Raw genomic sequence first — 25,450 nt, 5'->3', positions numbered from 1 at the left:
GTTTTTTCGTTGGGGCATAAATACTATTGCCGCGGTTCCACGACCTCAGCTCAATCAGCGGCTAGTACCCTGCGCCACATGACGCCTCGATCCATCCAGACCAAATGTCAGGTCACTCACCATGGCGGCGCACAGTGTGCAGCCTTGGGCTCGGTATTCGGTTCGACACAACCCCCCTGTGGCGAGGGAGCTTGCTCCCGCTGGCCTGCGCAGCAGGCCCCTGCATTCCTCCAGGCAAACCGCATCGCCCGGTTTTGCGACTGCTGCGCAGCCGAGCGGGAGCAAGCTCCCTCGCCACGGGCGGTGTCTGGGCTGGCGTCATCGCGAGCAAGCTTTGCTCCCACAGGTTTGTGGCTTAACTGACCGGCAGTCACCGCTCTGCGCTTCACTCTGGGTGTGCTTAAGCCAAAGCCGGCGAACCAGGAGCCCAGCTCCGGTATCACTCCACCCTACTCCTGCTTTGCCAGCAGAAAGACCTTGAGGTGTTGAATCACCTGCTCTGGTTGGTCTTCATGAACATACAACTTGGCCTTGTCGATGCTGATAAAGCCGCCAAGGTTGGCAAAGCTTCGGCTCATCTCAATGGCATACGGCTCAGGGAAGGTATCGTCCTGCCGCCCCCAGATCAGCAAGGTCTGCGCCTCGATCTGGCCATGAAGACGGCTCAAGGCATCGAGCTGCGGCCAATCGAGCACTGCGATAAAGGCGCACCGGGCTTGCTCCATGCTCTGCGCGGACTGGATCAGCGGCGCGATAAAGCGCCGATGAAAGCTGCCGAGCAAGTGCTGGTGATCGTAGAGCGTTCCGCCAAACCCCCGCTTCGAACACAGATAGGCAGCACTTCTTAGCTGGATGCGAGCAAGCGCGCCGTATCCCGGTAACCAACGCGCCAGTTGTTTGTACAGACGCTGGTTGGGTGCGCGATGCCCAGGTATTTCGCTATTGAGCAGAATCAACTTGGCCACGCGGCTGGCGTCCCAAAGTGCAAGGTAGCGGGCGGCGATACCGCCGCTGTCATTACCCAACAGGCTATAGCCCTGCGCAATGCCCAAGGCCGCAAGTAAACCCTGGAGCAGACGCGCCTGGCCGGCGGGGCTCAGATCATGTTCTGTTGACCAGGCTGTCATGCCTGCGCCAGGGAGATCCGGCACAATGCAACGAAAGCCTGAGGCAAGCGCATCGACCAACGGCGCAAAGGTATCGCCATTAAGTGGCCAGCCGTGCAGCATCAGCAGTACCGGACCTGTTCCATAGTCGCGATAACCAAAACGCAGCCCTTCGATACTGATGAATTGATGCGGCGCGGCAAGAAAGCCGCTGGCGTATGCATTCATTGTGCTGCCTCAAGTGCTGTGGAGTTCCGGCCAATGTAGTGGCAGCCAGGGCGAGCGACTTGTAAGAACCAACTGACTTGAGGACGCCGTGCAGAATTTTTTGATCCTGGGCAATCAGCTCACCCTGTATGTCGGGCCGCTACCCGACATCAGCCTCCATCGACATAGCGCCAGCGCTCTATGCCTGGGGTTACAGGCGCCGATTCAGGCACGGGGCACCGACGCAAGCCCATGGCAGCGTTACGATCAGTTATTCGTGCCAGCAGGTGTCGCGCATGCTTTGGCGTTTGCCGGGCAACCTGTGGCGGTGTTGTTCTTTGAGAAACAGAGCCGCCTCTACCAGCAGTTGCTGCTGCGTTACAACCTATCTACCGAGCACTTGAGCGATCCCGGGCCGAGCGCTGGCAACTGGCTGACGGAACTCAAAGGGTTGACGGGCCGCGATGTGCGGGAAGGCGAAGCCCTTCTCGGGCAAATCGCCATGCGCTTGCTGCCCGATACGGGCGAGTCGAACCACGCAGACCCACGGGTACTCAAGGTGCTGGATGCGATGCAGGCGCAGCCCCAGCGCAATTTCACCACCCAGGAACTGTCGGCCCTCGTTTGTCTGTCGCCAAGCCGCCTTTCTGCACTGTTCAACCAGGCCATGGGGCTGCCGCTGAGGCGCTACCGGGTGTGGCTGCGTCTGCGCGCGCTGGTCAGTTTTGTCAGCCAGGGGCTATCGCTCACCGAAGCCGCGCAGATGGCGGGGTTCAGCGACTCAGCCCACTTCAGCAAAAGTTGCCGCAAGCTACTGGGGGTCAAGCCGACTGACGTGCTTGCTGGTGATGATCTACGCATCCTCTTTTCCAACCGTCTGTGAACAGCCTTTATGATCCTCGCTACACATTGCGTCGATCTCAAAGCCACCATCAAGAACAGAGTCAGGGTCTGTAAAGCGACCTGGCGCAGAGCAGCTTTTGTGGCGAGGGAGCTTGCTCCCGCTGGCCTGCGCAGCAGGCCCCTGCATTTCTTCAGGCAAACCGTATCGTCCGGTCTTGCGGCTGCTGCGCAACCGAGCGGGAGCAAGCTCCCTCGCCACAGGTCTTGCATCGTTTATTTGTGTTTCAGCATCTCCGGCAACTGCGCCACCAACTTCTGATTATTCAACGGCGCACGGATAAACCCGCGTTGGGTGCCGTCCGGGCCGATGACGGCGAGGTTGCCGCTGTGGTCGACGGTGTAGTTGGGCTTGCTGGTGTCCGCCGGGATGAACGGGATGCTTACCGCGTTGGCGAGTTTTTGCAGGTCTTGCACCGAGGCGGCGGTCAGGCCGATGAACTGCGGGTCGAAGTAACCCAGGTACTGCTTGAGTTGCTTGGGCGTGTCGCGGTTCGGGTCGACGCTCACCAGCACGATCTGCAACTTGGCCACCGCCTCGGGCGGCAGCTCGCTCTTGATCTGGCGCAGCTGGGCGAGGGTAGTCGGGCAGATGTCCGGGCAGAAGGTGTAGCCGAAGAACAGCAGGCTCCATTTGTCTTTCAGCTCGTTCATCGTCACTGGTTGGCCGTCCTGGTCGGTCATTTTCACGTCCGGCAGGTTGCGGCTTTGCGGCAGTAGGATGATGCCAGCGTCAATCAGTGCGGTCGGGTCGCCCTGGCCTTTGCCGGACAGCACCTTATTGATGGTCAGGCCGAGAATCAGTGCGATCACGGCCACGAGGATGAAGACGGTTTTCTGGGTTCGGGTCATAGGCTCAACAGTAAGTAGTGATCTACAAGCAGGGCGATGAACAGCAGGAACAAGTACCAGATAGAGTACTTGAACGTGTTGATCGCCGCGTGCGGCCGACTGCCACGGTACAGCACCACGGCCCATTGCAGGAACTTGGCGCCCAGTACCAGCGCGCACGCCAGGTACAGCAATCCGCTCATCTGGATCACGAACGGCATCAGGCTGACCGCCAGCAGCACCAGGGTGTACAGCAGGATATGGATCTTGGTGTAGTGCTCGCCGTGGGTCACCGGCAGCATCGGGATATCAGCCTTGGCGTATTCCTCCTTGCGATGGATCGCCAGGGCCCAGAAATGTGGTGGCGTCCAGGCGAAGATGATCAACACCAGCAGCAACGGTTCGGCGCTGACGTGACCGGTGGCCGCGACCCAGCCCAGCAACGGTGGCGCCGCGCCGGCGAGGCCGCCGATGACGATGTTCTGTGGCGTCGCGCGCTTGAGAAACCCGGTGTAGATCACCGCGTAGCCGAGCAGCGAGGCCAGGGTCAGCCAGGCGGTCAGCGGATTGGTGAACACCAGCAGCATCGCCTGGCCGGCCAGCGCCAGTGCCAGGGCGAACGTCAGCGCGGCGGCCGGCGAGACCCGGCCCTCGGCCAATGGCCGCTTGTGAGTGCGCGCCATCACCGCGTCGATACGCCGATCCACCACATGGTTGACCGCCGCCGCGCCACCGGCGCACAGCGCAATCCCCAGATTGCCGAACACCAGCACCGTCCAGGGCACTCCCGCGCGGGTCGCGAGGAACATGCCGACCAGCGAGGTGATCAGCATCAATACCACCACCTTGGGTTTGGTCAGCTCCAGGTAATCGCGCCAGATCGCCTGGCTGTGGCGTGTACCGGTCAGGGTTGCCATGGCATCTCTCCTTTGATCGTGATGGGGCCGACGCCGTGTTCAGGCGGATTGAAGCGCCAGCGCAGCGGGACCTGATGCCGTACCCGGACCAGGCTGGTCCGGGCGTGATAGTTGACCAGCACCAGGCTCAGCAACAGCGCGGCGCCCCCAGCGTTATGGGCCACCGCCACCGGCAGCGGCAGATGAAACACGACGTTGCTTATACCCAGGGTAATTTGCGCTGCGAGTGCGGCGAGGACCAGTCCCGCCAGTCGGGTCATGCCCACAGTCTTGAGCTGCCAGGCCAGCCCCAGCAGTACCACCGTCACCAGCAACGCGCCGATGCGGTGGGTCACGTGGATGGCGGTGCGGGCGTCGCTGTCCAGTTGCCCACCGAGGTAATTCGGGCCGATGTGCTGGGTCAGGTGGAAGCCATTGGCGAAATCGGCGGGCGGCATCCATTGGCCGTGGCAGGTAGGAAAGTCGATACAGGCCACCGCGGCGTAATTGGAGCTGACCCAACCGCCCAAGGCGATCTGGCCGATCACCAGCAACAGCCCAGCCGTGGCCCAGTGTTGCAGGCGCTTGGGCACGGTCAGCGCCGGCAACACGCCGGACAATCTCAGCGTGAGCAAAAACAGCAGGCTCAACGTCGCGAACCCGCCCAGCAAATGCCCGGTGACCACCTGCGGCCAGAGCTTAAGCGTGACGGTCCACATGCCGAACGCCGCCTGGGCGAACACCACCGCCAGCAGGAACAGCGGCAGTTTTAATGGCAGGCCGGGGTGCCGGCGGTTCGTCCAGGCGCGGGCGGCCAGCGCGGCAATCATCAGTGCCAACGCACCGGCGAAATAGCGATGGACCATTTCGTTCCAGCCTTTATGGGCTTCCACCGGAGTGTCGGGAAAATGCAACTCGGCATGGGCCAGTTGGGCTTCGCCCTTGGGCACGCTGATGAAACCGTAGCAACCGGGCCAATCGGGGCAACCGAGGCCGGCGTGAGTCAGGCGGGTGTAGGCGCCCAACAGTACGACAATCAATGCCAGCAACGTGGCAAACAGCGCGAGGCGAAATCCAGGCTTGGCCATGTCGATGCCCTTATCCGATGTTGGACAATTTCAGCAGGTGGCGCAGGTCGTTGAGCAGGTCTTTGCCCTTGACCCGGGCGTCGTAGCGCAGCACCAGGTTGCTGTGGGGGTCGATGATCCACAACTGGGCGCCGCCGGAGCCCTGGGCGCCTTTCTGATAGGCCGGCAGGTCCAGCGGATAACGTTGTAGTTGCGGATATTCGCGCTGCAGTTGGGCGTCGTATTCCGCCTCCAGCGGTTGCGCTATCGCCAGGGCATGGCTGGCGCGGCCGGCCTCACGGCCCAGGCCGATCTGCACCTGCCGGGCCAGGTACACCAGTTGCCGGCAATCCACCGAGCACTCCTGCGGCGCTGTTACCAGGATCTGCCAGCGCTGCTCGTCGGCCTGCACGCCGATGTCCGCGCGGGACTGGCCGTTGCCGATCAACTCGCCGTGATAGCTGCGACTGTCCGGGACCCAGAACTGGAACTTGTACATGCCGGTGGCGAGGATCATCGGGCCGACCACGCCCAGCACAATCAACAGCAATTGCACGCGCCCCTTGCGCCGGCGGCGTGCGTCGGGCGCGTCAGACATGTTGGTTGGATTCATGGTGCTTCCCATGGTGTCTCCCTGCGTTGTGCCATCCGAGATAAAGGAAAAGGCCGAACAGCGCCGCCGCCATGGCGAACCACTGCACGGCATAACCAAGGTGTTTTTCCGGGCCCATGGCAACCACCGGCCAATCGGTCCGGTAGGCGCCAGGGCCGCTTTGTTGCCTCAATTCGTAGGCGAAGCCGCCGCGGCCCAGTTCGGCCCAGAGCTTCTGCGGTTCGATAGCGGTGACCAGCCGCGGCCACGGGGCGCTGGCCGGGTCGGCGTGCAGTTGGAACGTGGCGCCGGGCGCGACGTAGACCCAGGCTTGCAGGTCGATGGGTTGCTCCGGCGTGCTGAAGACTGGCGGCGTACGGCGATCAGGCCAGGGCAGCCAGCCGCGATTGACCAGCAACCACAGCCCGCTGGCGTGGTCGAGGAACGGTTGCAGCAGTTCGACGCCGACCTTGCCGTCGTGCTGGCGGTTATCCAGCAGCAGGCTGTGTTCGGCGTCGAACTGGCCGTGCAGGCTGACGAGACGAAAGGCCGGATCCGTTGTTTGAGAAAGCTCCACGCTGTCCATCGGCTTGGCCACGCGCCGCTCGGCGTAGGTGTCCATGAGCAGGCGTTTCTGCTCGCCCCGGCTCAATTGCCAGAACCCCAGGCACACCATCACCGGCACCAGCACGGCCACCACCAGCGACGGCACGAGGCCCGGCCGGAAGCCTTTCATGGCGCCGGCCGAAAGCTGTAGAACGGGATAGCTATACTCACGTGCATCGCGTTCCCCCGGAGTGTTCCTGATGCTAAAAGCAGCCATCGTCCTGATGCTGATCGCCACGATTGCCAGCCTGTTCAGCGGCTTGTTTTTTCTGGTCAAGGACGAGAGCAATTCCAATCGTCTGGTCATCGCCCTGGCGATTCGTGTCAGCCTGGCCGTCGTCACCGTCGGCTTGATCGCCTGGGGCTTTTTCAGCGGCCAGTTGGTGTCCCATGCTCCTTGGTAAAGAGCCGCCCTGGTAACGGTTGCCTCAGAGGATGTAGACGAAGAAGAACAAGCCGATCCACACCACATCGACGAAGTGCCAATACCAGCTCGCGGCCTCGAAGCCGAACTGATGCTCGTTGTCGAAATGCCCGCGCATGATGCGCATCAGCATCACGAACAGGATGATCGTGCCGATGGTGACGTGGGCGCCGTGGAAGCCGGTGAGCATGAAGAACGTCGCGCCGTAGATCCCCGAACCCAGGGTCAGGCCCAGTTCCTTGTAGGCGTGGATGTATTCCTCGGCCTGGAAACCCAGGAAGGCGCAACCCAGCAGCACGGTGATCGCCAGCCAGATTTTCAGCGCGCCGCGATGACCTTTCTTCAGGGCATGGTGGGCGATGGTGACGGTGACGCTGGAGCTGACCAGCAGGATGGTATTGAGCAGCGGCAAGCCCCACGGGCTGATGACGTCCTTGGGCGCCGGAAAGAGTTTCGGATCGGGGTTGTTCAGCAACGGCCAGACGTATTCGAAATTCGGCCAGAGCATTTCCGACAGGCCCTTGCTGCCTTCGCCGGCCAGGCCGGGCGCCGACACCACGCGCACGTAGAACAACGCGCCGAAGAAGGCGACGAAGAACATCACTTCGGAAAAAATGAACCAGCTCATGCCCCAGCGGAATGAGCGATCAAGCTGTGCGCTGTACAGCCCGGCGCGGCTTTCCTTGATGACCGCGCCAAACCAGCCGAACAGCATGTAGGCCACCAACAGGCCGCCGACGAAAAAGATCAGCGGGCCGTGGGAGTCCGGACGCGCCGCTTTCAGGTCGTTGAACCAGGTCGCCAGGCCATACACCGTGACAAACATCCCGACCGTGGCGATGATCGGCCATTTGCTCTGGGCCGGAACGTAATAGTGCTCATGAGTTGCCATTTATTGTTCTCCTTATCGGGCACGCTATCGGTCAGTGTTTACAGCCACCGGTGGATGACGAGCGGTGATATCGAACAGCGTGTAGGACAGCGTCAGGTGCTTCACTTCCTTGGGCATGTCCCGGTCGACGATGAAGCGCATGGGCATTTCGATGCGTTCGCCGGGTTGCAGCACTTGCTGGGTAAAACAGAAACATTCGGTCTTGTGGAAATATGCAGCGGCGTTGCTCGGCGAAATGCTCGGCACCGCTTGGGCGCTCATCGGCCGATCGGTGGGGTTATGGGCGATGAATACCATCTCGTTGACCGCGCCCGGCTTGACCACCAACTGGTCGCCCCTTGGGTAGAAGTCCCAGACCATGTCCACCGAATTCGTGGACAAGAACTGCACCCGGACCTGCCGCGATTCATCAACGGTTTGCTCGCCCGTGTACTGCCCGCCGGTTTTGCCGTTGATGCCGAACGCCTTGCACATCACGTCGTAGATCGGCACCAGGGCAAACCCGAAGGCAAACATGGCCACCACCACCAGCAACAGGCGGGTGACCAGTTTTTTCAGCGAGATCGAGTCAGCCATGGTCTGCGCTCCTCACCGAGAACCCTGTGGGAGCGAGCCTGCTCGCGAAAGACGCGACGCGGTGTGCCAGGCATACCGCTTTCGCGAGCAGGCTCGCTCCCACCGAAGCTGGCGTGTTCATTTCACTTCCGGCGGCGTGGTGAAGGTGTGATATGGCGCTGGCGACGGCACGCTCCATTCCAGCCCTTCGGCGCCATCCCACGGCTTGGCCGGCGCCGGTTCACCGCCACGGATGGTCTTGATCACGATGAACAGGAAGAAGATCTGCGTGGTGCCGAACATGAACGCGCCGATGGACGAGACCATGTTGAAATCGGCGAACTGCAGGTTGTAGTCGGGAATTCGCCGGGGCATGCCCGCCAGGCCAACGAAGTGCATCGGGAAGAACGCCATGTTCATGCCGATGAACGAGAGCCAGAAGTGCAGCTTGCCGAGGGTTTCGTCGTACATGTGGCCGGTCCATTTCGGCAGCCAGTAGTAGGCCGAGGCGAAAATCCCGAAGATCGCACCAGGCACCAGCACGTAGTGGAAATGCGCGACCACGAAGTAGGTGTCCTGATACTGGAAGTCCGCCGGCGCGATGGCCAGCATCAGCCCGGAGAAACCGCCGATGGAAAACAGGATCACGAACGCCACGGCAAACAGCATCGGTGTCTCGAAGGTCAGCGAGCCTTGCCACATGGTGCTCGCCCAGTTGAACACCTTCACCCCGGTGGGCACGGCGATCAGCAGGGTGGCGTACATGAAGAACAGTTCGCCCACCAGCGGGATGCCGACCACGAACATGTGGTGCGCCCAGACGATGAACGAGAGGAAGGCAATGGCCGCCGTGGCGTAGACCATCGAGGTGTAGCCGAACAGCGGCTTGCGCGAGAATGCCGGGATGATCGAGCTGACGGCACCGAAGGCCGGCAGGATCATGATGTACACCTCGGGGTGGCCGAAGAACCAGAACACATGCTGGAACAGCACCGGGTCACCGCCACCGGCGGCGTTGAAGAAGCTGGTGCCGAAGTGGATGTCCATCAGCATCATCGTCACGCAGCCGGCCAGCACCGGCATCACCGCAATCAGCAGGAAAGCGGTGATCAGCCAGGTCCAGACGAACAGCGGCATCTTCATCAGCGTCATGCCGGGGGCGCGCAGGTTGAGGATGGTGGCGACCACGTTGATCGCGCCCATGATCGAGCTGATGCCCATCAGGTGGATGGCAAAGATGAAGAACGTCACGCTTTCCGGCGCATAGGTGGTGGACAGCGGCGCGTAGAAGGTCCAGCCGAAGTTCGGCCCGCCGCCCGGTGTGAACAGGGTGGAGACCAGCATCAGGAACGCCGCCGGCAACAGCCAGAAACTGAAGTTGTTCATCCGCGGCAGGGCCATGTCCGGCGCGCCGATCATCAGCGGGACCATCCAGTTGGCGAGGCCGACGAAGGCCGGCATCACCGCGCCGAAGACCATCACCAGGCCATGCATGGTGGTCATCTGGTTGAAGAATTCCGGCTGCACGATCTGCAGGCCGGGCTGGAACAGCTCGGCGCGGATCACCATGGCGAACGAGCCGCCCAGCAGGAACATGGAGAACGCGAACCACAGGTACAGCGTGCCGATGTCCTTGTGGTTGGTGGTCAGTACCCAGCGCATCAGCCCCTTGGCGGGGCCGTGGGCGTGGTCGGCGCCGGCATGACCGTGGTCATCGATCACAGCACTCATGTCCTGTCTCCTTCGAACGAATGGGCTGGTCGGCGCGGGGCAACGAGCCCCGACCGGTTGCGGGAACAGACGTCAGGGCGGCTCATTGGCTTTCTGCCTGTTTGAGTTCCAGCACTTCTTTAGGGGTGACCATGTCGCCCTTGTTGTTGCCCCAGGCGTTACGCTCATAAGTCACGACCGCGGCGATATCCACTTCCGACAGCTGTTTGCCGAACGCGGCCATGGAGGTGCCGGACTTGCCGTGGAAGACGATGTTCAAGTGATCCTTGATCGGCCCGGTGGCGATTTTCGAACCCTTGAGCGCCGGGAACATCGGCGGCAGGCCCTGGCCTTCGGCCTGGTGACAGGCCACGCAAGTGGTGTGGTAGACCTTGTCGCCGCGTTCCTTGAGTTCTTCCAGGGTCCATTCCTTGCTGGTCAGCTCTTTGAGCTGCGCGGCTTCGGCCTTGCGTTCGCCCAGCCATTTTTCGTAGTCGGGCTTGCTCTTGACCTCGACCACGATCGGCATGAAACCATGGTCCTTGCCGCACAGCTCGGCGCACTGGCCGCGATAAATGCCGGGCTTGTCGACGCGGGTCCAGGCTTCGTTGACGAACCCCGGAATGGCGTCGCGTTTGACGGCGAAGGCCGGCACCCACCACGAGTGGATCACGTCGGCGGAGGTCACCAGGAAGCGCACCTTGGCGTCGACCGGCAGCACCAGCGGCTTGTCGACTTCAAGCAGGTAGTGCTCGCCCTTGGTGCTCTGGTTGTGGATCTGTTCGGCAGGCGTGGCCAGGTTGCTGAAGAACTCGACGTCCTGGCCCAGGTATTTGTAGTGCCACTTCCATTGGTAGCCGGTGACCTGGACGTCGATCTCCGACTCGCTGGAATCGTACATCTTGATCAGCGTGGCGGTGGCGGGAACCGCCATGGCCACCAGGATCAGGAAGGGCACGATGGTCCAGAGGATTTCCACGCGGGTGTTTTCGTGGAAGTGGGCGGCGTTCTGCCCGGTTGAGCGGCGGTGCATCATCATCGACCAGAACATGGCGCCGAAGACGATGATGCCAATGACCACACAGATCCAGAAGATGGTCATGTGCAGGTCGAACACTGCGTTGCTGATCTGTGTCGCTCCAGGCGCCATATTCACAGTCCAGGCCGCTTGCGCCTGGCTGAAAATCGACCACAACAGGAGGCCCATCCATACGTGTGGATGTCGCGTCATTGCGGGTTCCCCTTATCGTTCTTGTTATCCCGTAGGCGTAACGCCTGCGGCAAGGGATCGGCATTCCAGACTGCTTACTTGACTCGCCGCGCCTTGCTGCACATGCAATCGGGTGTCATCGGCTAACTCCATTCCAAACCGAGTATAGACAGCACCCGCAACCTCGCAACGCGACGGCGTAAATCGTTTGAAACAGCTGGGACTTGCGCCAGAGCCCACGAATGGAGAAGGATGCGCAGCAGAGTGATGGCAAACCGATATAACGGCGACGTATCAAGGATGAGGCAGTTATGAAAAATAGGTCTTAGGAGTTTTTATGCGCCAGCTAAGTTATGTCATTCCTATTTCATTGCCTGTTGTTTCCTGGAGTTGTCATGAACACCGCCGCATTGCGCGAGCAGATCCAAAAAGCCCAACAGCACGAGGCCGAGACCGGTCTGCTGAGTCGTCAGCTGACGGCCCAGTTACCGACGCTGCACCCCGCCATTCAGCTCCCGGACGCGAACGCCAACGACGTTCTGGCGCGGTTTGTCGCAGCCTATATCAACGAAGTGCCTGACCTGCTGGATGCAGCCAATGACGTCGCCAGGGAGGCGGGTATCGAGTCGCAGATCAAGCCCGTACTGAAAATTGCCGAGCAGTATTTTCTCCAGCCGCCGACGATCATGGCCGGGCATGTCGGGCTCAACAGCCTGCTCGACGAAGCCTATCTGGCGCACCGGTTTGTCGAGGAGGTCAACGACCTGTACATCAAGCATTTCGGCCAGCCGCTGATCCCCCTGGACATGACGGTTGCCAATCTGATTGCCCATCAGTTGATCGGTGAGGAATTTGCCAACCAGCTCGATGAGGTGGTGCACCACGCGTTCGACGAGATGCTCAACGACGAGACGTTTGCACTGGAGTCGGTGGAAACCTACCGCGAGAAGCTCAGCAGCCCGGAAACCGGCGCGGCCTGGAAGCGCTGGCCCTGCATGTCCCGCCGCTTGGGCGTGGGCCTGGAGCTGGATCAGCCGGCTGCTTGATCCTTCAGGAAAAACCCAAAACCCTTGTGGGAGCGAGCCTGCTCGCGAAGCGGTTGATCATTCAACATCATGTCGACTGAAACACCGCTTTCGCGAGCAGGCTCGCTCCCACATGGGGTCTGTGTTGCTCATCATGAGCGCTGGCGAAGCGGGGTCAGCCAGCTGTTGCGCCAACCCCCACGGTCGTGCGCAAGCGTCCTTCCAACCGGCGCTTGAGCCCGCGCGATTCGATCAACAACTTCGAACCCTTGCTGGCATTCGCCCGGCTCCATTCTTCGAGCAATTCCAGGCAGGAATGGTCGATATAGCTCAGGTTGTTGAGCGGCACATGCACCGTTGCGCCTTCGGGAATGGTGTTCAGCACCTGGGTCAGGGCTGGAACCTTGAGGAAGGTCGCCGCACCCACCAAGCGCAGTTCCATCTCGCCGTCCTGGGGCAGGTCGATCAGGCTGATCTTCAGGCGCGAGGCTTTCCACGCCAGCTTGACCAAGGTCAGGCCAAAACCGATCAGCACGCCGGTTAGCAGGTCGGTGAAGATGATCGCCAGCGCCGTCGCGGCGTAGGTGAACATCGGCATCCGGCCATAACGGCCCAGGCCACGGAACGCCTTGATATCCACCAGTTTGAAACCGGTGTAGACCAGCACACCCGCCAGGCTCGCCACCGGGATGCTTTGCAGCACGCTGGACAGCAGCAGCACGAAGAGCAACAACCACAGGCCGTGGAAGATCGTTGACATTCGTGTGGTCGCCCCGGCCTGGACGTTGGCCGAACTGCGTACGATCACGCCGGTCATTGGCAAGGCGCCGAGCAGGCCACAAAGCATGTTACCGACACCTTGGGCGGACAGTTCCCGATCGAAATCCGCCCGCTCGCCGCTGTGCATGCGATCGACGGCAGCCGCCGAGAGCAAGGTTTCCGCACTGGCGATGAAAGCGACCGCGAACGCGGCGATCAACACGGAGGGGTCGGCCAGGTTCAGCAAATCCGCCGGGCGCAGCCAGTCGATGGCTTCGGCCATGTTTTCCGGAACCTCCACGCGCTTGACCTGCAACGCCAGCAGCAGGCTGGCAACCGTTGCCAGGCCCACGCCGAGCAGGGCGCCAGGAACGAAGCGCAGGCTATGGGGGCGAAACTTTTCCCACAGCCACATCACTGCGATCGTCGACAGGCCGAGCAAACCGGCCTGCCAGCCGAACGAAGGTAAAGCCTGGGCCACTGCCGCCGGGAACGCCGCCAGGTTATCCAGCCCGGAAGGCTTGGGCGCCGCGTCAAGCATCACATGGACCTGGGACAAGATGATCAGCACACCGATACCGGCCAGCATGCCGTACACCACGGCAGGCGCGGTGACCCTGAACCAGCAACCGAGGCGAAAACGCCCGGCCAGCAGTTGCAGCAGCCCGGCCAGCAAAAGGATCGGCCCGAGCATTGCCACGCCATGCTGGCGCACCAGTTCGAAGACCAGCACCGCCAAACCGGCCGCCGGGCCGCTGACTTGCAGCTGGGAGCCAGCCAGGAAGCCCACGATCAGACCACCGACGATACCAGTGATCAGCCCCTTCGCCGGTGGCAGGCCCGATGCAATGGCAATGCCCATGCACAAGGGCAGCGCCACCAGGAATACAACCACCGAAGCCAGGAGCTCCCGTGGCAGAACAGCTTTTAATTGAGCAGCACGCATGGCGACTCTCCCGAAATTTTCTTCAGGCATGGCGAGGCCCGCCCGCGCAAATGGCGGGAGGCTCGACCACACAAGGATGTTTAGGAGCGGTTAGAAGCGCGCTTTGGGCGTCGCCACCGGTATCGGATGGCTGCCATCGAGCGGCAGGAAACAACCCTGGTCCGCATCAAAGGCTTTGATCTCGCTGGTCTCGATGTTGTACACCCAGCCATGGATGAACAACTGGCCGCTGGCCATGCGAGAGGCCACCGAAGGGTGCGTTCGCAAATGCTGCAACTGGGCGATCACGTTCTCTTCGGTGAGGATGGGCATGGTCTGCTTTTCGTCACCGCACGGGCAGTTGTCGTGGACCATGGTCTTGGCGACTTCGGCGTGGCGCAGCCAGGCCTTGACTGTCGGCATTTTTTCCAGGGTGTCGGGGTTGAGCACCGCACGCATGGCGCCGCAATCGGAATGGCCGCAAACGATAATGTGTTGCACACCCAGGGCCAGCACGGCGTATTCAATGGCGGTGGAAACGCCGCCGTTCATTTGTCCGTAAGGTGGAACGACGTTGCCGACGTTACGGGTCACGAACAGGTCGCCTGGGGAGCTATGGGTGATCAGCTCGGGCACGATGCGCGAATCGGCGCAGGTGATGAACATCGCCCGGGGTTTCTGGGCGGTGGCGAGTTTCTTGAAGAGTTCTTCCTGTTGGGGAAAGATCTCGTGATGGAAATGCAAAAAGCCGTCAACAATGTGCTGCAGCGCTGCATCGGCGGTTTCCGCCTCGGGTTGGGCTGAAGCCGACGCAGCCAACGGCTGTTTATCCTTGTCACTCATGATTCATCCTCTTGACGGTTACGACGTCAGTGGCTGGTTAAAAAACATCCGGATCGAAGCTCGACCCGTCAGTCACTCGCTGAACAAGGTAGCGGCCGAAACTTAACTCAAACTGAATCGAAGGCTCTAGGACAACGATTCCAGGGGTGGCGAAACACTGGCGCAGTTCATGTCCAGTGCCCGTTCCAAGGTCAACTTTAATCAAATCAACGACATCTGTCGGCCGGGCGGACAGAAGGCATCGCAGTCAAGATTGTAACCATCTCGTCGGTTCAGGCCCAAACGCTTGAGCGTCTTGGCGAAGCGCTGGGCCAGCAGGTCGGCGAACGGGCCTTCGCCGCGCATCCGCACGCCAAACCGGCTGTCATACAGTTCGCCGCCGCGACTCTGGCGCACCAGGCTCAGCACATGGGCGGCGCGCTGCGGGTAGTGCGCCTGCAACCACTCCTCGAACAGCGGCGCCACTTCCAGCGGCAGGCGCAACATGACGTAGGCGGCATTCTGCGCACCGGCAGCGTGGGCTTCGGTCAGCAGGCTTTCAATCTCGCTGTCGTTGATCATCGGGATCATCGGCGCGCACAGCACGCCGACGTTGATGCCCGCCTCGCGCATGACCTTTATCGCCCGCAACCGGGCCTTCGGCGCCGCCGCGCGGGGTTCGAGGATGCGCTTGAGTTCGTCGTCCAGCGTGGTGAGGCTGATCATCACATGTACCAGGCGTTGCTCTGCCAGTTCGGTCAGCAGGTCGAGGTCGCGCAGGATCAATGAACCCTTGGTGACGATTGTCACCGGGTGCCGATAGCGCAGCAGCACTTCGAGAATCCGCCGGGTGATGCGCTGTTCGCGTTCGATCGGCTGGTAGGGATCGGTATTGGAACCCAGGGCAATCGGCGCGCATTGATAGCCGCGCCGCGACAGTTGCTCTTCCAGCACATCGGCGGCGTTGGTCTTGGCGATCAGCCTGGTTTCGAAATCCAGCCCGGGCGACATGTCCCAGTAGGCATGGCTGGGGCGCGCATAGCAGTAGATGCAGCCGTGTTCGCAGCCTCGATAAGGATTGATCGAACGATCGAAAGGGATATCCGTGGAGGTGTTTCGAGTGATGATGGTCTTGGCCGTTTCGATGCGCACCTCGGTGCCCTGGGTCGGCGGCACTTCCTGATACCAGCCATCGTCCTCGGCCACCGAACGGCTCGGCGCGAAGCGGTTGTGCGGGTTGGTGGCGGTGCCGCGGCCACGGGGCGGAAGTGAGACGGACATGGGAATACTCCGAAAGCTGTATGCGCATACAGTATTCGCTGCCGTCGATTCAAGCCAGTGCCGTTTGGCGGTTGAGGAAAAGCAGGCCCTGGTTCACGGCGCTTTGACGTCTTGCTCACAGGCTTTTAACCGAGGCGAACCGAAACTGACGACTTCCAAATCCTTGGTCGGCGGTTGCTCCTCATGCTCAAGCTCTGTTTGCGTTCCCTGCTTTGCCTGGCGTTGCTCGTCGCGCTGGTCGACTCCGCCGCCCAGGCCGCGACCAGCGCCGAGGCCAGGCCCGGCGAATGGGCCCAGCCCGTAGAAAAACGCTACGACCTCTACCAGATGTCGCCTACGCTCTATCGCAGTTCCTTGCCGGACGGCGGTGCCTTGCCCCTGCTGGCGAAACTCGATATCGGCACAGTCATCAATTTTCTGCCTGATTCGGACGCGAACTGGTTGTCCGCGCCTGACATCAAGCAAGTGCAGTTGCCCTATCGCACCAATCACGTCGACGACAGCGACGTTCTCAAGGCCCTGCGCGCCATCCAGGACGGGCAAGCCAAGGGGCCGGTGCTCATGCATTGCAAGCACGGCTCGGACCGTACCGGCTTGATGGCCGCCATGTACCGGGTGGTTGTGCAGGGCTGGAGCAAGGAAGACGCCCTGGAGGAAATGACCGAAGGCGGTTTCGGCGACAGCCATCACTTCAAGGACGGGGTGCGCTACATGATGCAAGCCGATGTCGAGAAGCTCCGTGTTGCCTTGAGAGACGGCGATTGCAGTACCAGCGTGTTTGCGCTGTGCTCGTTGAAAGGTTGGGTCAATTCAACGACCACGGCGCGTCACCTCGATCCTCAGTCATTGGCTCCTTCACGCTGATTGGTCGCGCTGAGGAAGGCGCTTATGGATTCGGACAACGGCCGCGAGTTGCCCGGCCCGAATATATGTTCGCGAAGCGCCCTGCCGGTCGTCGCTTTAAAGATTCCGTCGCGCTGGAACCTCTGGAAAACCGACTCGGCCAGGACCTTGGACCACGAGTAGGCGTACACTCTTGCGCCGTAGCCCGTCACCATATGGTCCAGCCCGTTGGCCAGGCGTGCGTTTGCAATTACCGGCAAGTGGCGGGTCTTTTCGCTGACCTGCTGGAAGACTTGCTGGACGCTGCGTCCATCGGCGTGGGTGCGATGCAACTCGAAATCCAGCAGCGCCTTGCGCAACCCGTCGGCAGTTTCCCAACTGGCCTGAGTGCTGATGAGCCTCATGAGCTGATCGGCCCTCTCGACAGGCAGTGTTGCTCCGGTTTGATGATGCGCCGATACGCGGATCAGAAAGTCCTTGGCGAAGCACCATTTTTCCAGCAGACATCCGGCGAATTCGACCGTATCGCGGGATGACTTATTGATCGCCGATAGGTCGCGATAGGCTGCCTGGCTCAGGACCTGATGCAGGCAATGGCCGAATTCATGGACAAGGACGCGTAGCTGCAGATGGTCGAGCAAGGTCGGGTTCGCCGCTGTGCCCCGTGGCAGCCAGCCATGCAGTGCGGCGATCGGGCGTCGGAGCACGCCTTCGGCGGTAATCTGACGGTCGCGAATGGTCGTGGTGTAGGAGAAACCTTCTCGATCATCAGATTTAAACGGATCGAAATAGATATAACCAATGCTCGCTCCGCTCTCCGTGACCTCAAAAAGACGTACGTCAGGATCCCAGCTAGCCACATCCTTGCGTTCGATGAAGTTCACGGCGAATAGATTCGACGCGAACACCAGCAGCTTGGAAAAAACCGCTTCCAATGGAAACCAGGCACTCAATGCCTGCTGTGAGATGCACGCCTCTCGCTGGCGAATATTTTTCCGCCAGGTACCAGTAATCCCAAGGTTCGGGCTCGCTGAGGCCTCGTTCACTGGCGAAGGCCTTGAGCTCATCGGTCTCCAGGCGGAAGGTGCTTTGCTGCGACTGGAGTTGATTATCCAGAAAAGCCAGGACCTCTGCGGTGGACTCGGCCTGCTCCGACGCGATCGCGTATTGAGCGTAATCCGTGTAGCCCAGTAACTTGGCATACTCGTGCCGGTCGTCCAGCAGTTGCTTGAGGACGTTGCCATTGTCGAATTGCCCGGCTTGCGGGCCTTGATCGGACGCACGGGTGTTATACGCAACGTGGATCTGCTGGCGTAACGAGCGATTGTCGGCATAGTGGGTGACGATGCGATGCGACTCTTCATTAAGGGTCAGCAGCCATCCCGTGCGGTCGACCTTGCGGGCCAAGTGGGCCATGTGCTGTTTGAACGCCACCGGCAAGCCGCTGAGCAGGGCCTCATCGTCAATGAGGATGTCCCAGGCTTTGTTGGCCGACTCCAGCTGGTCCAGAAACAGACCTTCGGCGTTTCGAATACGGAATTGCACCAGGCTCAGGTCGCTCGCCGTGGTCATCGGCATGTTTTCACGAAACTGTCGCAGGTTTTTTTCCAGGACCCTCTTGCGTGCCGGTTCGAAATTCGCGGCTATTTCGCTGTTCGCCAGGCGCTCGTAGAGCTGGAACAGTTCGGTGTTTTGTTCCAGTCCGACCTTAAATTCGTGCAGCCGTGCATCGCAATCGAGCGAGGCCTGCTTCCAGGCGTCACCTGTCCGGGTCGAGGTCAGGCGGTTTAGCAAGTAGCCGAAACCCTCAAGCCGCGTGTGAATTTCATCCATTGCCAAGACGAGGTCGTCCCAGGTTGGGAAGGGTGTCTGGCTGGCAATGATCGCGGCAACTTTGATGCGGCTTTCGGCGATTATCTGGTCGAGGGCCGGGGAAAAGTGTTCGGCCTGGACGCGCGAAAAGGGCGGCAGGTCGTAGTCCTGCAGTAGCGGGTTATCAGCGTTTGGCATGGAAGCTTCCTTTCAGTCTGGACGTGTCGGACCAGTCTGAAGAGGAAGGCAGGGCGACTTGCGGTATATATATATCGCTTCCGGGCCGGGCGGCCCGGAAGGTGATGCCGGAGATTTCAGTCGGTTTTTTTCTTCAACTTGGGGTTGGGGAAAAACTGCACTGCCTGGACCTTGGCGTCCGGTGCTTTCAAGGCGGACGTATTGACCCGGGTGCCCAATTCCTTGGGCACCGACAGGCCTTGTTCGTTGAGCGTGTCGGAATAACCACAAGCCACGCACTCGCGATGGGGCACGCCGTCTTCGTTCCACATCATCAACTTGTCCGGTTCACTGCACGCCGGGCAGACTGCCCCGGCGATGAAGCGTCGTTTGGTAATCACAGGCCCCTCACTCATGCTGCCGCGTCCTCGCTCAGGCCGCTATGGCGCAAGAGTGCGTCAATCGAAGGCTCGCGGCCACGGAAGTCGACGAACAGCACCATCGGCTCCTGGGAGCCGCCACGCGCCAGGATCGCCTCGCGGAAGGCGCGACCGGTGTCGGCGTTGAGCACGCCGTCTTCTTCGAATCTGGAGAACGCATCGGCCGACAGCACTTCCGCCCATTTGTAGCTGTAGTAACCCGCCGCGTAACCGCCGGCGAAGATATGCGCAAAGCTGTTGGGGAAGCGGTTGTAGGCAGGCGGACGCATCACCGACACCTCGTCGCGTACGCCTTCGAGCACTTGCAGCACGCTGCGGCCATCGCCGTGGGTGGCGTGCAGTTCGAAATCGAACAGCGAGAACTCCAACTGGCGGACCATCATCAGGCCGGACTGGAAGTTCTTTGCCGCGAGCATTTTTTCCAGCAGGTCCTGGGGCAATGGCTCACCGGTTTCGTAGTGACCGGAAATCAGCGCCAGGCCTTCAGGCTCCCAGCACCAGTTCTCCATGAACTGGCTCGGCAGCTCCACGGCGTCCCAGGCCACGCCGTTGATGCCCGACACGCCGGCATGGTCGACGCGGGTCAGCAGGTGATGCAGGCCGTGGCCGAACTCGTGGAACAGCGTGGTCACTTCATCATGGGTCAGCAACGCCGGCTTGCCACTGTCGGCCGGGGTGAAGTTGCACACCAGGTTGGCGACCGGGCTTTGCAGCGCGCCATCAAGGGTGCGGCGACGATCGCGGGCGCCATCCATCCAGGCGCCGCCACGCTTGTTGGGGCGGGCGTACAGATCGAAGAAGAAGCGCCCGACGTGCTGGCCGTGTTCCTTGATCTCGAACAGGCGCACGTCCGGATGCCAGGCGTCGAAACCCTTCAGTTCAGCGATCTCGATGCCATAGAGGCGTTGCACGATGGCGAACAGGCCGCTCAGTACCTTGTCGATCGGGAAGTAGGCGCGCAGGGCTTCCTGGGCGACGCTGTAACGTTGCTGGCGGAGTTTTTCGCCATAAAAGCCGCTGTCCCAGCTTTGCAGGTCGGGGCAGCCCTGTTCGGCGGCGAAGGCTTTCAATTGTTCCAGGTCCTGGGCGGCGAACGGTTTGCTGCGCTTGGCCAGGTCGCGCAGGAAGCTGAGCACCTGATCGCTGGATTCAGCCATCTTGGTTGCCAGGCTCAATTCGGCGAAGTTGGCGAAACCCAGCAACTGGGCCAGTTCCTGGCGCAGGTCGAGGATCTGCTCCATCACCGGGCCGTTATCGTTCTGACCGGCGTTCGGGCCTTGGTCCGAGGCGCGGGTGCAGTAGGCGGCGTAGACTTCTTCGCGCAGGGCGCGGTCTTCGGCGTAGGTCATCACCGCGTAGTAGCTCGGAAACTCCAGGTTGATCAGCCAACCGTCGAGGCCTTTGGCCTGGGCCGCGGCGGCCATCTGCGCCTTGGCCGAGTCGGTCAGGCCGGCGAGGGCGGCCTCAGAGGTGACATGCTTGGTCCAGGCCTGGGTCGCGTCGAGCAACTGGTTGGAAAAGCGGCTACCCAGTTCGGACAGCTTGCTTTGCACTTCGGCGTAGCGCTTTTGCTGCTCGGGCGGCAGATCGATGCCCGACAGGCGGAAGTCGCGCAGCGAATGTTCCAGGATGGTTTTCTGCGCCACGTCGAAACCGGCGGCCTCGGGGCTGTTCGCCAGGGCTTCGAACGCCTGGAACAGTTCGCGGTTCTGGCCCAGCTCGGTGGAATAGGCACTCAGCGCCGGCAGGCAAGCCTCGTAGGCTTCGCGCAGCTCGGGGCTGTTGCGCACCGCGTTCAGATGGCTGACCGGGCTCCAGGCTGCGCCCAGGCGATCATTGAGCTCGTCCATCGCCAATACCAGGCCGGCCCAGGTGGGCTGTTCGACTTGCGTCTTGAGGATCTCGGCGATGGCGGCGCGGTTGTCAGCCAGGATCTGCTCGATGGCCGGTTGCACGTGCTCGGCACGGATCGCCGAGAATGGCGGCAGGTCGTAGGGCTGCAAAAGAGGGTTGTTCACGCTCACGGTTGGCACCTTGGCTGGAAGAAACATGGGCCCATCTTAATTACAATCGACGTTCACCGCAGCTAGCAGCGCCTATCATCGGACAAGAGAGAGCCTATCGTGACCCTTCGAGCGTACCAGAACCACAGCCCGCGGCTTGCCCGGGGGGCTTTTGTCGACAGCACCGCGGTGGTGATCGGCGACGTCGAAATCGGCGAGGACAGCTCCGTCTGGCCGCTGACAGTCATTCGCGGCGACATGCACCGCATCCGCATCGGCGCCCGCACCAGCGTCCAGGACGGCTGCGTGCTGCACATCACCCACGCCGGGCCGTTCAACCCCGATGGTTTCCCGTTGCTGATCGGCGACGACGTGACCATCGCCCATAAAGTCATGCTCCATGGCTGCTCGGTGGGCAGTCGGATCCTGATCGGCATGGGCAGCATTGTAATGGATGGCGCGGTGGTCGAAGACGACGTGATCATCGGCGCCGGGAGCCTCGTACCGCCGGGCAAGCGCCTGGAGAGCGGCTTTTTGTATGTGGGCAGCCCGGTGAAGCAGGTCCGGCCGCTGACCGACAAGGAGCGGGCGTTTTTCACCTACAGCGCGGCGAATTACGTGAAGCTCAAGGATTTGCATCTGGCCGAAGGCTACGACCAGCCTTGAGCGGTTTGCCAGGCCCTTATTCTCGTGGCGAGGGAGCTTGCTCCCGCTGGGCTGCGTAGCAGCCCCACTTACTTCCTCAGGACCAGCCATGCACTACCAGACCATACTCTTTGACCTCGACGGCACGCTTACCGACCCGCGCGAGGGCATCACCCGTTCGATCCAGTTCGCCCTGGGCAAACTGGGCATCGACGAACCCGACCTGACCCGTCTCGAACATTTCATCGGCCCACCGCTATTGCAAGCCTTCATGCAGTTCTATGCCTTCGATGAAGCGAAAGCCTGGGACGCGGTGAATTTCTATCGCGAGCGCTTCAAGGTCACCGGCCTCTACGAAAACCGTGTTTTCGACGGTGTCGTGCCGCTGCTGGAAACGCTCGGTGGCCAAGGCCGACAGCTTTATATCGCCACGTCCAAGCCCTGGCTTTTCGCCCGGGAAATCGCCCGTCATTTCGATTTCGCCCGGCACTTCAAGGTGATCTACGGCAGCGAACTGGACGGTACCCGTACCAACAAGGTCGAGCTCATCGCCCACCTGATGGCCGAAGAAAGCCTCGACCCGGCCAGCACTCTGATGATCGGCGACCGCGAACATGACTTGATCGGCGCGCGCAGCAATGGTCTGGACGCGGCGGCGGTGGGGTACGGATTCGGCAGTTTCGAGGAGTTGAGTGCGCAGAACCCGGTACATCATTTCCAGACGCTGGGGGAGCTGCACCAGGCATTTTTGCGGGGCTGAAGACACAACTATCGGAAACGTCCGACATGCTCTAAAGAATTGTCTGATTTTCAGCACCTGCCACCGGGCATAGGTTCTCTGCAGACAGTTTTATCCATCGAGCAAGGAGAACAGCATGATTCAGCTGTCGCAAACGGAGCAGGTGATTTGGGATATGTATTTTGTCAGCGCCTTGCCGCAGGTGATGCAGCAGTTACCGGGCCGCCGTCCCGAGTTGATTGCGGAGAGCGCGGCCGAAGTCGCCGATGAAATGCTGGTGGAGCGCCGCGAGCGTCGCCCGGTGGCACAAAGGACTCTGCCGGTCAGGGACGCGACGGTGAAATGAAAAAATAAATCCGGGACATGGTGGACCCCTGTGGCGAGGGAGCTTGCTCCCGCTCGGCTGCGAAGCAGTCGTAAAACCAGCGGATAAGGTGTGCCTGACGCCCCACGCCCGGCGGATTTTGGGGCCGCGCCACGCCCCAGCGGGAGCAAGCTCCCTCGCCACGCGAGCCCGGCGTTGATCACGCCGGCGCGTCAAACACCAGCGACCCCTTGATCGTCGCCCAATGCGCCGCTTCGGCGTCGCCCAGCTTCTCGGCCTTGACGTAGCTCAGGGCGAGCATTTTGCGCGTGCCCGGCAGTACCAGGGCGAGCTGATACTGAAAGACCTTTTCGTTGCCCTTGTTGAACTGGCTGCGTAGCTCGATGGCTTCGACTTCCTGCCGAGCCCCCACGCGCAACGTGGCGCCGGGTTGGCAGCGCAGGTCCTGGACCTGCTTTTCCAGGCGCTTGAGCTGGTCGTCGAGGTTGCGTTGCAGGGTTTCTCCTTCGGCGAGCAGGCTGCGGCTGACGATCAGCGAGGTGCCTAGTTCGGGGAACTTGAGGATGTTGATCGAGGCGTCGAGCAACTCGCTGGGCGGCAGCTGGAGCTGAAATTCATTCAAACGGTAAGTCATGGCGCATCAGGTCTCGAAGTTAGCCTTTGGGTTAGCCTTTGGGAAAGGCGGCAGCGACGTTGGCATCGATGCTGGCCTTGACGCCCTGGCCGTCCGGCGTGGCACCGGGGCCGCCGCCGTTGTTCAGGTGCAGCACACCGCCGGTGTTGAACTCGGCATCGCCGCTGGCGTAGAAGCTGATCTGCACGCCGGTCAGGTTGATCTGACCGCTGGCGTTGAGCTCCAGGATGCTCTCGCCGCATACCAGGCGCAGGTTCTCGCCCACTTCAATGACGTAGCTCTGGCTGATGCTGTCGGTCTTGCGCTGGCCCACCGACAGGATGTCTTCCTGCTTGACGATGCGCAGGCGGTTGTTGCCGATGATCACCGTTTCGTCGTGGCCGATGCTCTTGGTGCGGTCGTGGCCGACCGAATGGCTCTCATCCACCTCGACCACGACGTCCTGGTTGCGCTCGGCATGGATGTAAAGCTGCTCGGCGCCTTTCTTGTCTTCCATGCGGATTTCATTGAAATTTGCCGGCGTGCCACCCTTGCTCGAACGGCTTTTCATGCCGCTCTGGGTGGCATTCTCAGGCAGGTCGTAAGGCACGGTCTGCTCGGCGTTGTAGACACGGCCGGTGATGATCGGTCGATCCGGGTCGCCTTCGAGGAAGCTGACGATGACTTCCTGGCCGATACGCGGAATCTGCATCGAGCCCCAGTTTTTCCCGGCCCAGCTTTGCGACACGCGAATCCAGCACGAGCTGTTTTCGTTGGACTGATCGTGGCGATCCCAATAAAAATGCACCTTCACCCGGCCGAACTGGTCGGTCCAGATTTCCTCGCCCTTGGGTCCGACCACCAAAGCTGTCTGCGGCCCCTTGACGATGGGGCGGTGGGTGATTGCCATCGGGCGGAAGCTTTGCTGGGCGTCGATGCAGGTCAGGCTGCTTTCGAACTGTGCCGAGGGCGCGCCGACGCCGCTCTCGCCGCTTTCCTGGGAGAGGTAATAACGCGCGCCGACGATCAGATATTCGCGGTTCTGGTCCTGGCGGCTGAAGCCGGTCAGGCTGAACAAATGCCCCGAGCCCAGGCCTCGGGCGTTGCCCGCCAGCTCGACCTGTTCGTGCAGGGTCTGCAAGGCTTCGATGCGGGTGCGGGCGTAGTGCTCGCCGTCCTCGCTCTGCACGTAGGTACCGGGATAGTCATACAGAGGATAGTCGCCAGCGGTGTGCGGGCGCGGCATGGCCGAACGTACATCGATGCGCGCGCTGGGACGCTGGAAGTCGTAGTCGTTGAGCTCAAGCGACCCCGGTTGGACTTCCTGAGCCAGGTGCCAATCGTGGATATGATCGCGTTCACGCTGCTGCTCGTTCTTCGGGTAATACGGCACCGAGCCGTAGCCGGGCGCTTGAGCATGGGCGCCGTAGGCGTCGGCCAGCACCAGCACATGGCGACCCTGTTCATGGCGGAAGAAGTAGTAGATGCCTTCCTGCTCCATCAGCCGGCTGACGAAATCGAAGCTGGTCTCACGGTACTGGACGCAGTACTCCCACTCGCGGTACGGCCGGCTGAGGGCGTCTTCGAAGTCGGAGAAACCCAGGTCGCGGAACACCTGCTTGATGATCTGCGGAACCGTCAGGTTCTGGAAAATCCGGCAATCGGAGGTGCGGGTCAGCAGCCACAGCCAGGGCCGCAAGGTGGCCTGGTAGCTGGCAAACTGGCCCTGGTCGATGTTCTGGCTGAAGCGCGCGACGATGCCGTGGAAGTGCCGCTCGCCACCGCCATCCAGCTGAACGCTCACGCACATGGGTTTGCCCAGCACCTGGTTGAGGTCGATGGCGTTGTCCAGCGAGTGCAGCTGCAACTCATAGTTGAACAGCCGCCCCAACTCTTCGCCGCCGCCCATGTCCTTGAGCAGCAGCACCTCGGGTCCCAAGGGGCTGGTGATTTTCGCCAGGCGGGAGGCTTGGTTGAATAGCATCGGTTGTCCTTATCGCTGCCGCAGTCCCTTATGCTGGCGAAGACTGCAATCGTCTGATTCA

The 25,450-nt window shown here is 61.3% G+C and carries 26 protein-coding genes; 7 read left to right on the top strand and 19 right to left on the bottom strand.

Going from position 1 to position 25,450, the window contains the following annotated elements:
- Window positions 1-449: 449 nt before the first annotated feature.
- Window positions 450-1,334, bottom strand: a complete 885-nt coding sequence (locus M1E16_RS27365; protein WP_458128834.1) for an alpha/beta fold hydrolase — start codon at window positions 1,332-1,334, stop codon at window positions 450-452.
- Window positions 1,335-1,422: 88 nt separating this feature from the next.
- Here M1E16_RS27365 and M1E16_RS27360 point away from each other — a divergent pair, with 88 nt between their 5' ends.
- Window positions 1,423-2,196: a helix-turn-helix domain-containing protein gene (locus tag M1E16_RS27360; protein WP_458128833.1), complete on the top strand. Its 774-nt coding sequence runs from the start codon at window positions 1,423-1,425 to the stop codon at window positions 2,194-2,196.
- Window positions 2,197-2,429: 233 nt separating this feature from the next.
- Here the strand turns inward: M1E16_RS27360 and M1E16_RS27355 are convergent, their stop codons facing one another.
- From M1E16_RS27355 to M1E16_RS27335, 5 genes are read right to left on the bottom strand one after another with little or no spacing between them, the layout of a single operon-like run.
- Complete coding sequence (locus M1E16_RS27355; RefSeq protein WP_434696393.1) at window positions 2,430-3,065, bottom strand: SCO family protein; 636 nt, start codon at window positions 3,063-3,065, stop codon at window positions 2,430-2,432.
- Entirely contained in the window at window positions 3,062-3,961 is a 900-nt protein-coding gene (gene cyoE, locus M1E16_RS27350) for a heme o synthase (protein ID WP_458128832.1), read from the bottom strand. The genes M1E16_RS27355 and cyoE overlap by 4 nt, the downstream gene beginning before the upstream one ends.
- Entirely contained in the window at window positions 3,949-5,028 is a 1,080-nt protein-coding gene (locus M1E16_RS27345) for a COX15/CtaA family protein (protein WP_434627022.1), read from the bottom strand. Before M1E16_RS27345 ends, cyoE begins: the two co-directional genes overlap by 13 nt.
- A 10-nt stretch (window positions 5,029-5,038) precedes the next feature.
- Window positions 5,039-5,632 carry a hypothetical protein gene (locus tag M1E16_RS27340; protein WP_434654641.1) on the bottom strand — a complete coding sequence of 198 codons (594 nt, stop codon included), beginning with the start codon at window positions 5,630-5,632 and terminating at the stop codon, window positions 5,039-5,041.
- The gene (locus tag M1E16_RS27335) at window positions 5,598-6,335 is read right to left on the bottom strand and encodes an SURF1 family protein (protein ID WP_458128831.1); all 738 of its coding nucleotides are present in this window, start codon (window positions 6,333-6,335) and stop codon (window positions 5,598-5,600) included. The genes M1E16_RS27340 and M1E16_RS27335 overlap by 35 nt, the downstream gene beginning before the upstream one ends.
- Window positions 6,336-6,405: 70 nt before the next feature.
- Between M1E16_RS27335 and M1E16_RS27330 the strand changes: the two genes are divergently transcribed.
- Window positions 6,406-6,609 carry a twin transmembrane helix small protein gene (locus M1E16_RS27330; protein ID WP_458128830.1) on the top strand — a complete coding sequence of 68 codons (204 nt, stop codon included), beginning with the start codon at window positions 6,406-6,408 and terminating at the stop codon, window positions 6,607-6,609.
- Window positions 6,610-6,633: 24 nt separating this feature from the next.
- Here M1E16_RS27330 and M1E16_RS27325 read toward each other — a convergent pair whose 3' ends face one another.
- The 4 genes from M1E16_RS27325 to coxB form a co-directional block, all read right to left on the bottom strand.
- Window positions 6,634-7,521: a cytochrome c oxidase subunit 3 gene (locus M1E16_RS27325; protein WP_458128829.1), complete on the bottom strand. Its 888-nt coding sequence runs from the start codon at window positions 7,519-7,521 to the stop codon at window positions 6,634-6,636.
- Window positions 7,522-7,545: 24 nt separating this feature from the next.
- Complete coding sequence (locus M1E16_RS27320) at window positions 7,546-8,097, bottom strand: cytochrome c oxidase assembly protein (RefSeq protein WP_434654645.1); 552 nt, start codon at window positions 8,095-8,097, stop codon at window positions 7,546-7,548.
- Window positions 8,098-8,214: 117 nt separating this feature from the next.
- Window positions 8,215-9,807 carry a cytochrome c oxidase subunit I gene (gene ctaD / locus M1E16_RS27315; RefSeq protein WP_305497829.1) on the bottom strand — a complete coding sequence of 531 codons (1,593 nt, stop codon included), beginning with the start codon at window positions 9,805-9,807 and terminating at the stop codon, window positions 8,215-8,217.
- Window positions 9,808-9,889: 82 nt separating this feature from the next.
- The gene (gene coxB / locus M1E16_RS27310) at window positions 9,890-11,017 is read right to left on the bottom strand and encodes a cytochrome c oxidase subunit II (protein ID WP_458128828.1); all 1,128 of its coding nucleotides are present in this window, start codon (window positions 11,015-11,017) and stop codon (window positions 9,890-9,892) included.
- Between the two features lie 374 nt (window positions 11,018-11,391).
- On the opposite strand from coxB, the gene M1E16_RS27305 reads away from it, so the two are divergent.
- Window positions 11,392-12,042 (top strand): hypothetical protein, encoded by a 651-nt coding sequence (locus M1E16_RS27305; RefSeq protein WP_434570825.1) that lies wholly within the window; start codon window positions 11,392-11,394, stop codon window positions 12,040-12,042.
- Between the two features lie 154 nt (window positions 12,043-12,196).
- Here M1E16_RS27305 and M1E16_RS27300 read toward each other — a convergent pair whose 3' ends face one another.
- The 3 genes from M1E16_RS27300 to M1E16_RS27290 form a co-directional block, all read right to left on the bottom strand.
- Window positions 12,197-13,726 carry a SulP family inorganic anion transporter gene (locus M1E16_RS27300; protein ID WP_458128827.1) on the bottom strand — a complete coding sequence of 510 codons (1,530 nt, stop codon included), beginning with the start codon at window positions 13,724-13,726 and terminating at the stop codon, window positions 12,197-12,199.
- 90 nt (window positions 13,727-13,816) lie between these two features.
- Window positions 13,817-14,548 carry a carbonic anhydrase gene (locus tag M1E16_RS27295; RefSeq protein WP_458128826.1) on the bottom strand — a complete coding sequence of 244 codons (732 nt, stop codon included), beginning with the start codon at window positions 14,546-14,548 and terminating at the stop codon, window positions 13,817-13,819.
- Window positions 14,549-14,749: 201 nt separating this feature from the next.
- Complete coding sequence (locus M1E16_RS27290; protein ID WP_434673133.1) at window positions 14,750-15,808, bottom strand: PA0069 family radical SAM protein; 1,059 nt, start codon at window positions 15,806-15,808, stop codon at window positions 14,750-14,752.
- A gap of 183 nt (window positions 15,809-15,991) precedes the next feature.
- Between M1E16_RS27290 and M1E16_RS27285 the strand changes: the two genes are divergently transcribed.
- Window positions 15,992-16,672, top strand: a complete 681-nt coding sequence (locus tag M1E16_RS27285) for a phosphatase domain-containing protein (protein WP_458128825.1) — start codon at window positions 15,992-15,994, stop codon at window positions 16,670-16,672.
- Here the strand turns inward: M1E16_RS27285 and M1E16_RS27280 are convergent.
- From M1E16_RS27280 to prlC, 4 genes are all read right to left on the bottom strand, one after another.
- On the bottom strand, window positions 16,648-17,604 hold the full coding sequence (locus tag M1E16_RS27280; RefSeq protein ID WP_458128824.1) for a M3 family metallopeptidase: 957 nt from the start codon (window positions 17,602-17,604) through the stop codon (window positions 16,648-16,650). The genes M1E16_RS27285 and M1E16_RS27280 overlap by 25 nt on opposite strands.
- Complete coding sequence (locus M1E16_RS27275) at window positions 17,504-18,661, bottom strand: M3 family metallopeptidase (RefSeq protein WP_458128823.1); 1,158 nt, start codon at window positions 18,659-18,661, stop codon at window positions 17,504-17,506. Before M1E16_RS27275 ends, M1E16_RS27280 begins: the two co-directional genes overlap by 101 nt.
- Before the next feature lie 116 nt (window positions 18,662-18,777).
- Window positions 18,778-19,056, bottom strand: coding sequence for a YheV family putative zinc ribbon protein (locus tag M1E16_RS27270; RefSeq protein WP_018600854.1), 279 nt, complete (start codon window positions 19,054-19,056; stop codon window positions 18,778-18,780).
- A complete protein-coding gene (gene prlC, locus M1E16_RS27265) occupies window positions 19,053-21,131 on the bottom strand; it encodes an oligopeptidase A (protein WP_458128822.1) in 2,079 nt (692 codons plus the stop codon). The genes M1E16_RS27270 and prlC overlap by 4 nt, the downstream gene beginning before the upstream one ends.
- 72 nt (window positions 21,132-21,203) lie before the next feature.
- Between prlC and M1E16_RS27260 the strand changes: the two genes are divergently transcribed.
- The 3 genes from M1E16_RS27260 to M1E16_RS27250 all read left to right on the top strand — a co-directional run bounded on the left by M1E16_RS27260 (window position 21,204) and on the right by M1E16_RS27250 (window position 22,813).
- Window positions 21,204-21,749: a gamma carbonic anhydrase family protein gene (locus M1E16_RS27260; RefSeq protein ID WP_458128821.1), complete on the top strand. Its 546-nt coding sequence runs from the start codon at window positions 21,204-21,206 to the stop codon at window positions 21,747-21,749.
- A gap of 88 nt (window positions 21,750-21,837) precedes the next feature.
- Window positions 21,838-22,488 carry an HAD family hydrolase gene (locus M1E16_RS27255; RefSeq protein ID WP_458128820.1) on the top strand — a complete coding sequence of 217 codons (651 nt, stop codon included), beginning with the start codon at window positions 21,838-21,840 and terminating at the stop codon, window positions 22,486-22,488.
- A gap of 115 nt (window positions 22,489-22,603) precedes the next feature.
- On the top strand, window positions 22,604-22,813 hold the full coding sequence (locus M1E16_RS27250) for a hypothetical protein (RefSeq protein ID WP_458128819.1): 210 nt from the start codon (window positions 22,604-22,606) through the stop codon (window positions 22,811-22,813).
- Between the two features lie 178 nt (window positions 22,814-22,991).
- Here the strand turns inward: M1E16_RS27250 and M1E16_RS27245 are convergent, their stop codons facing one another.
- Entirely contained in the window at window positions 22,992-23,426 is a 435-nt protein-coding gene (locus tag M1E16_RS27245) for a DcrB-related protein (protein WP_458128818.1), read from the bottom strand.
- Between the two features lie 31 nt (window positions 23,427-23,457).
- Window positions 23,458-25,389 carry a type VI secretion system Vgr family protein gene (locus M1E16_RS27240; RefSeq protein ID WP_458128817.1) on the bottom strand — a complete coding sequence of 644 codons (1,932 nt, stop codon included), beginning with the start codon at window positions 25,387-25,389 and terminating at the stop codon, window positions 23,458-23,460.
- Window positions 25,390-25,450 lie beyond the last annotated feature (61 nt).

The organism is Pseudomonas sp. Z2-11 (assembly GCF_054161305.1).
The sequence above is the reverse complement of the archived record's forward strand: the minus strand, read 5'-3'. Positions and strand labels throughout refer to the sequence as shown.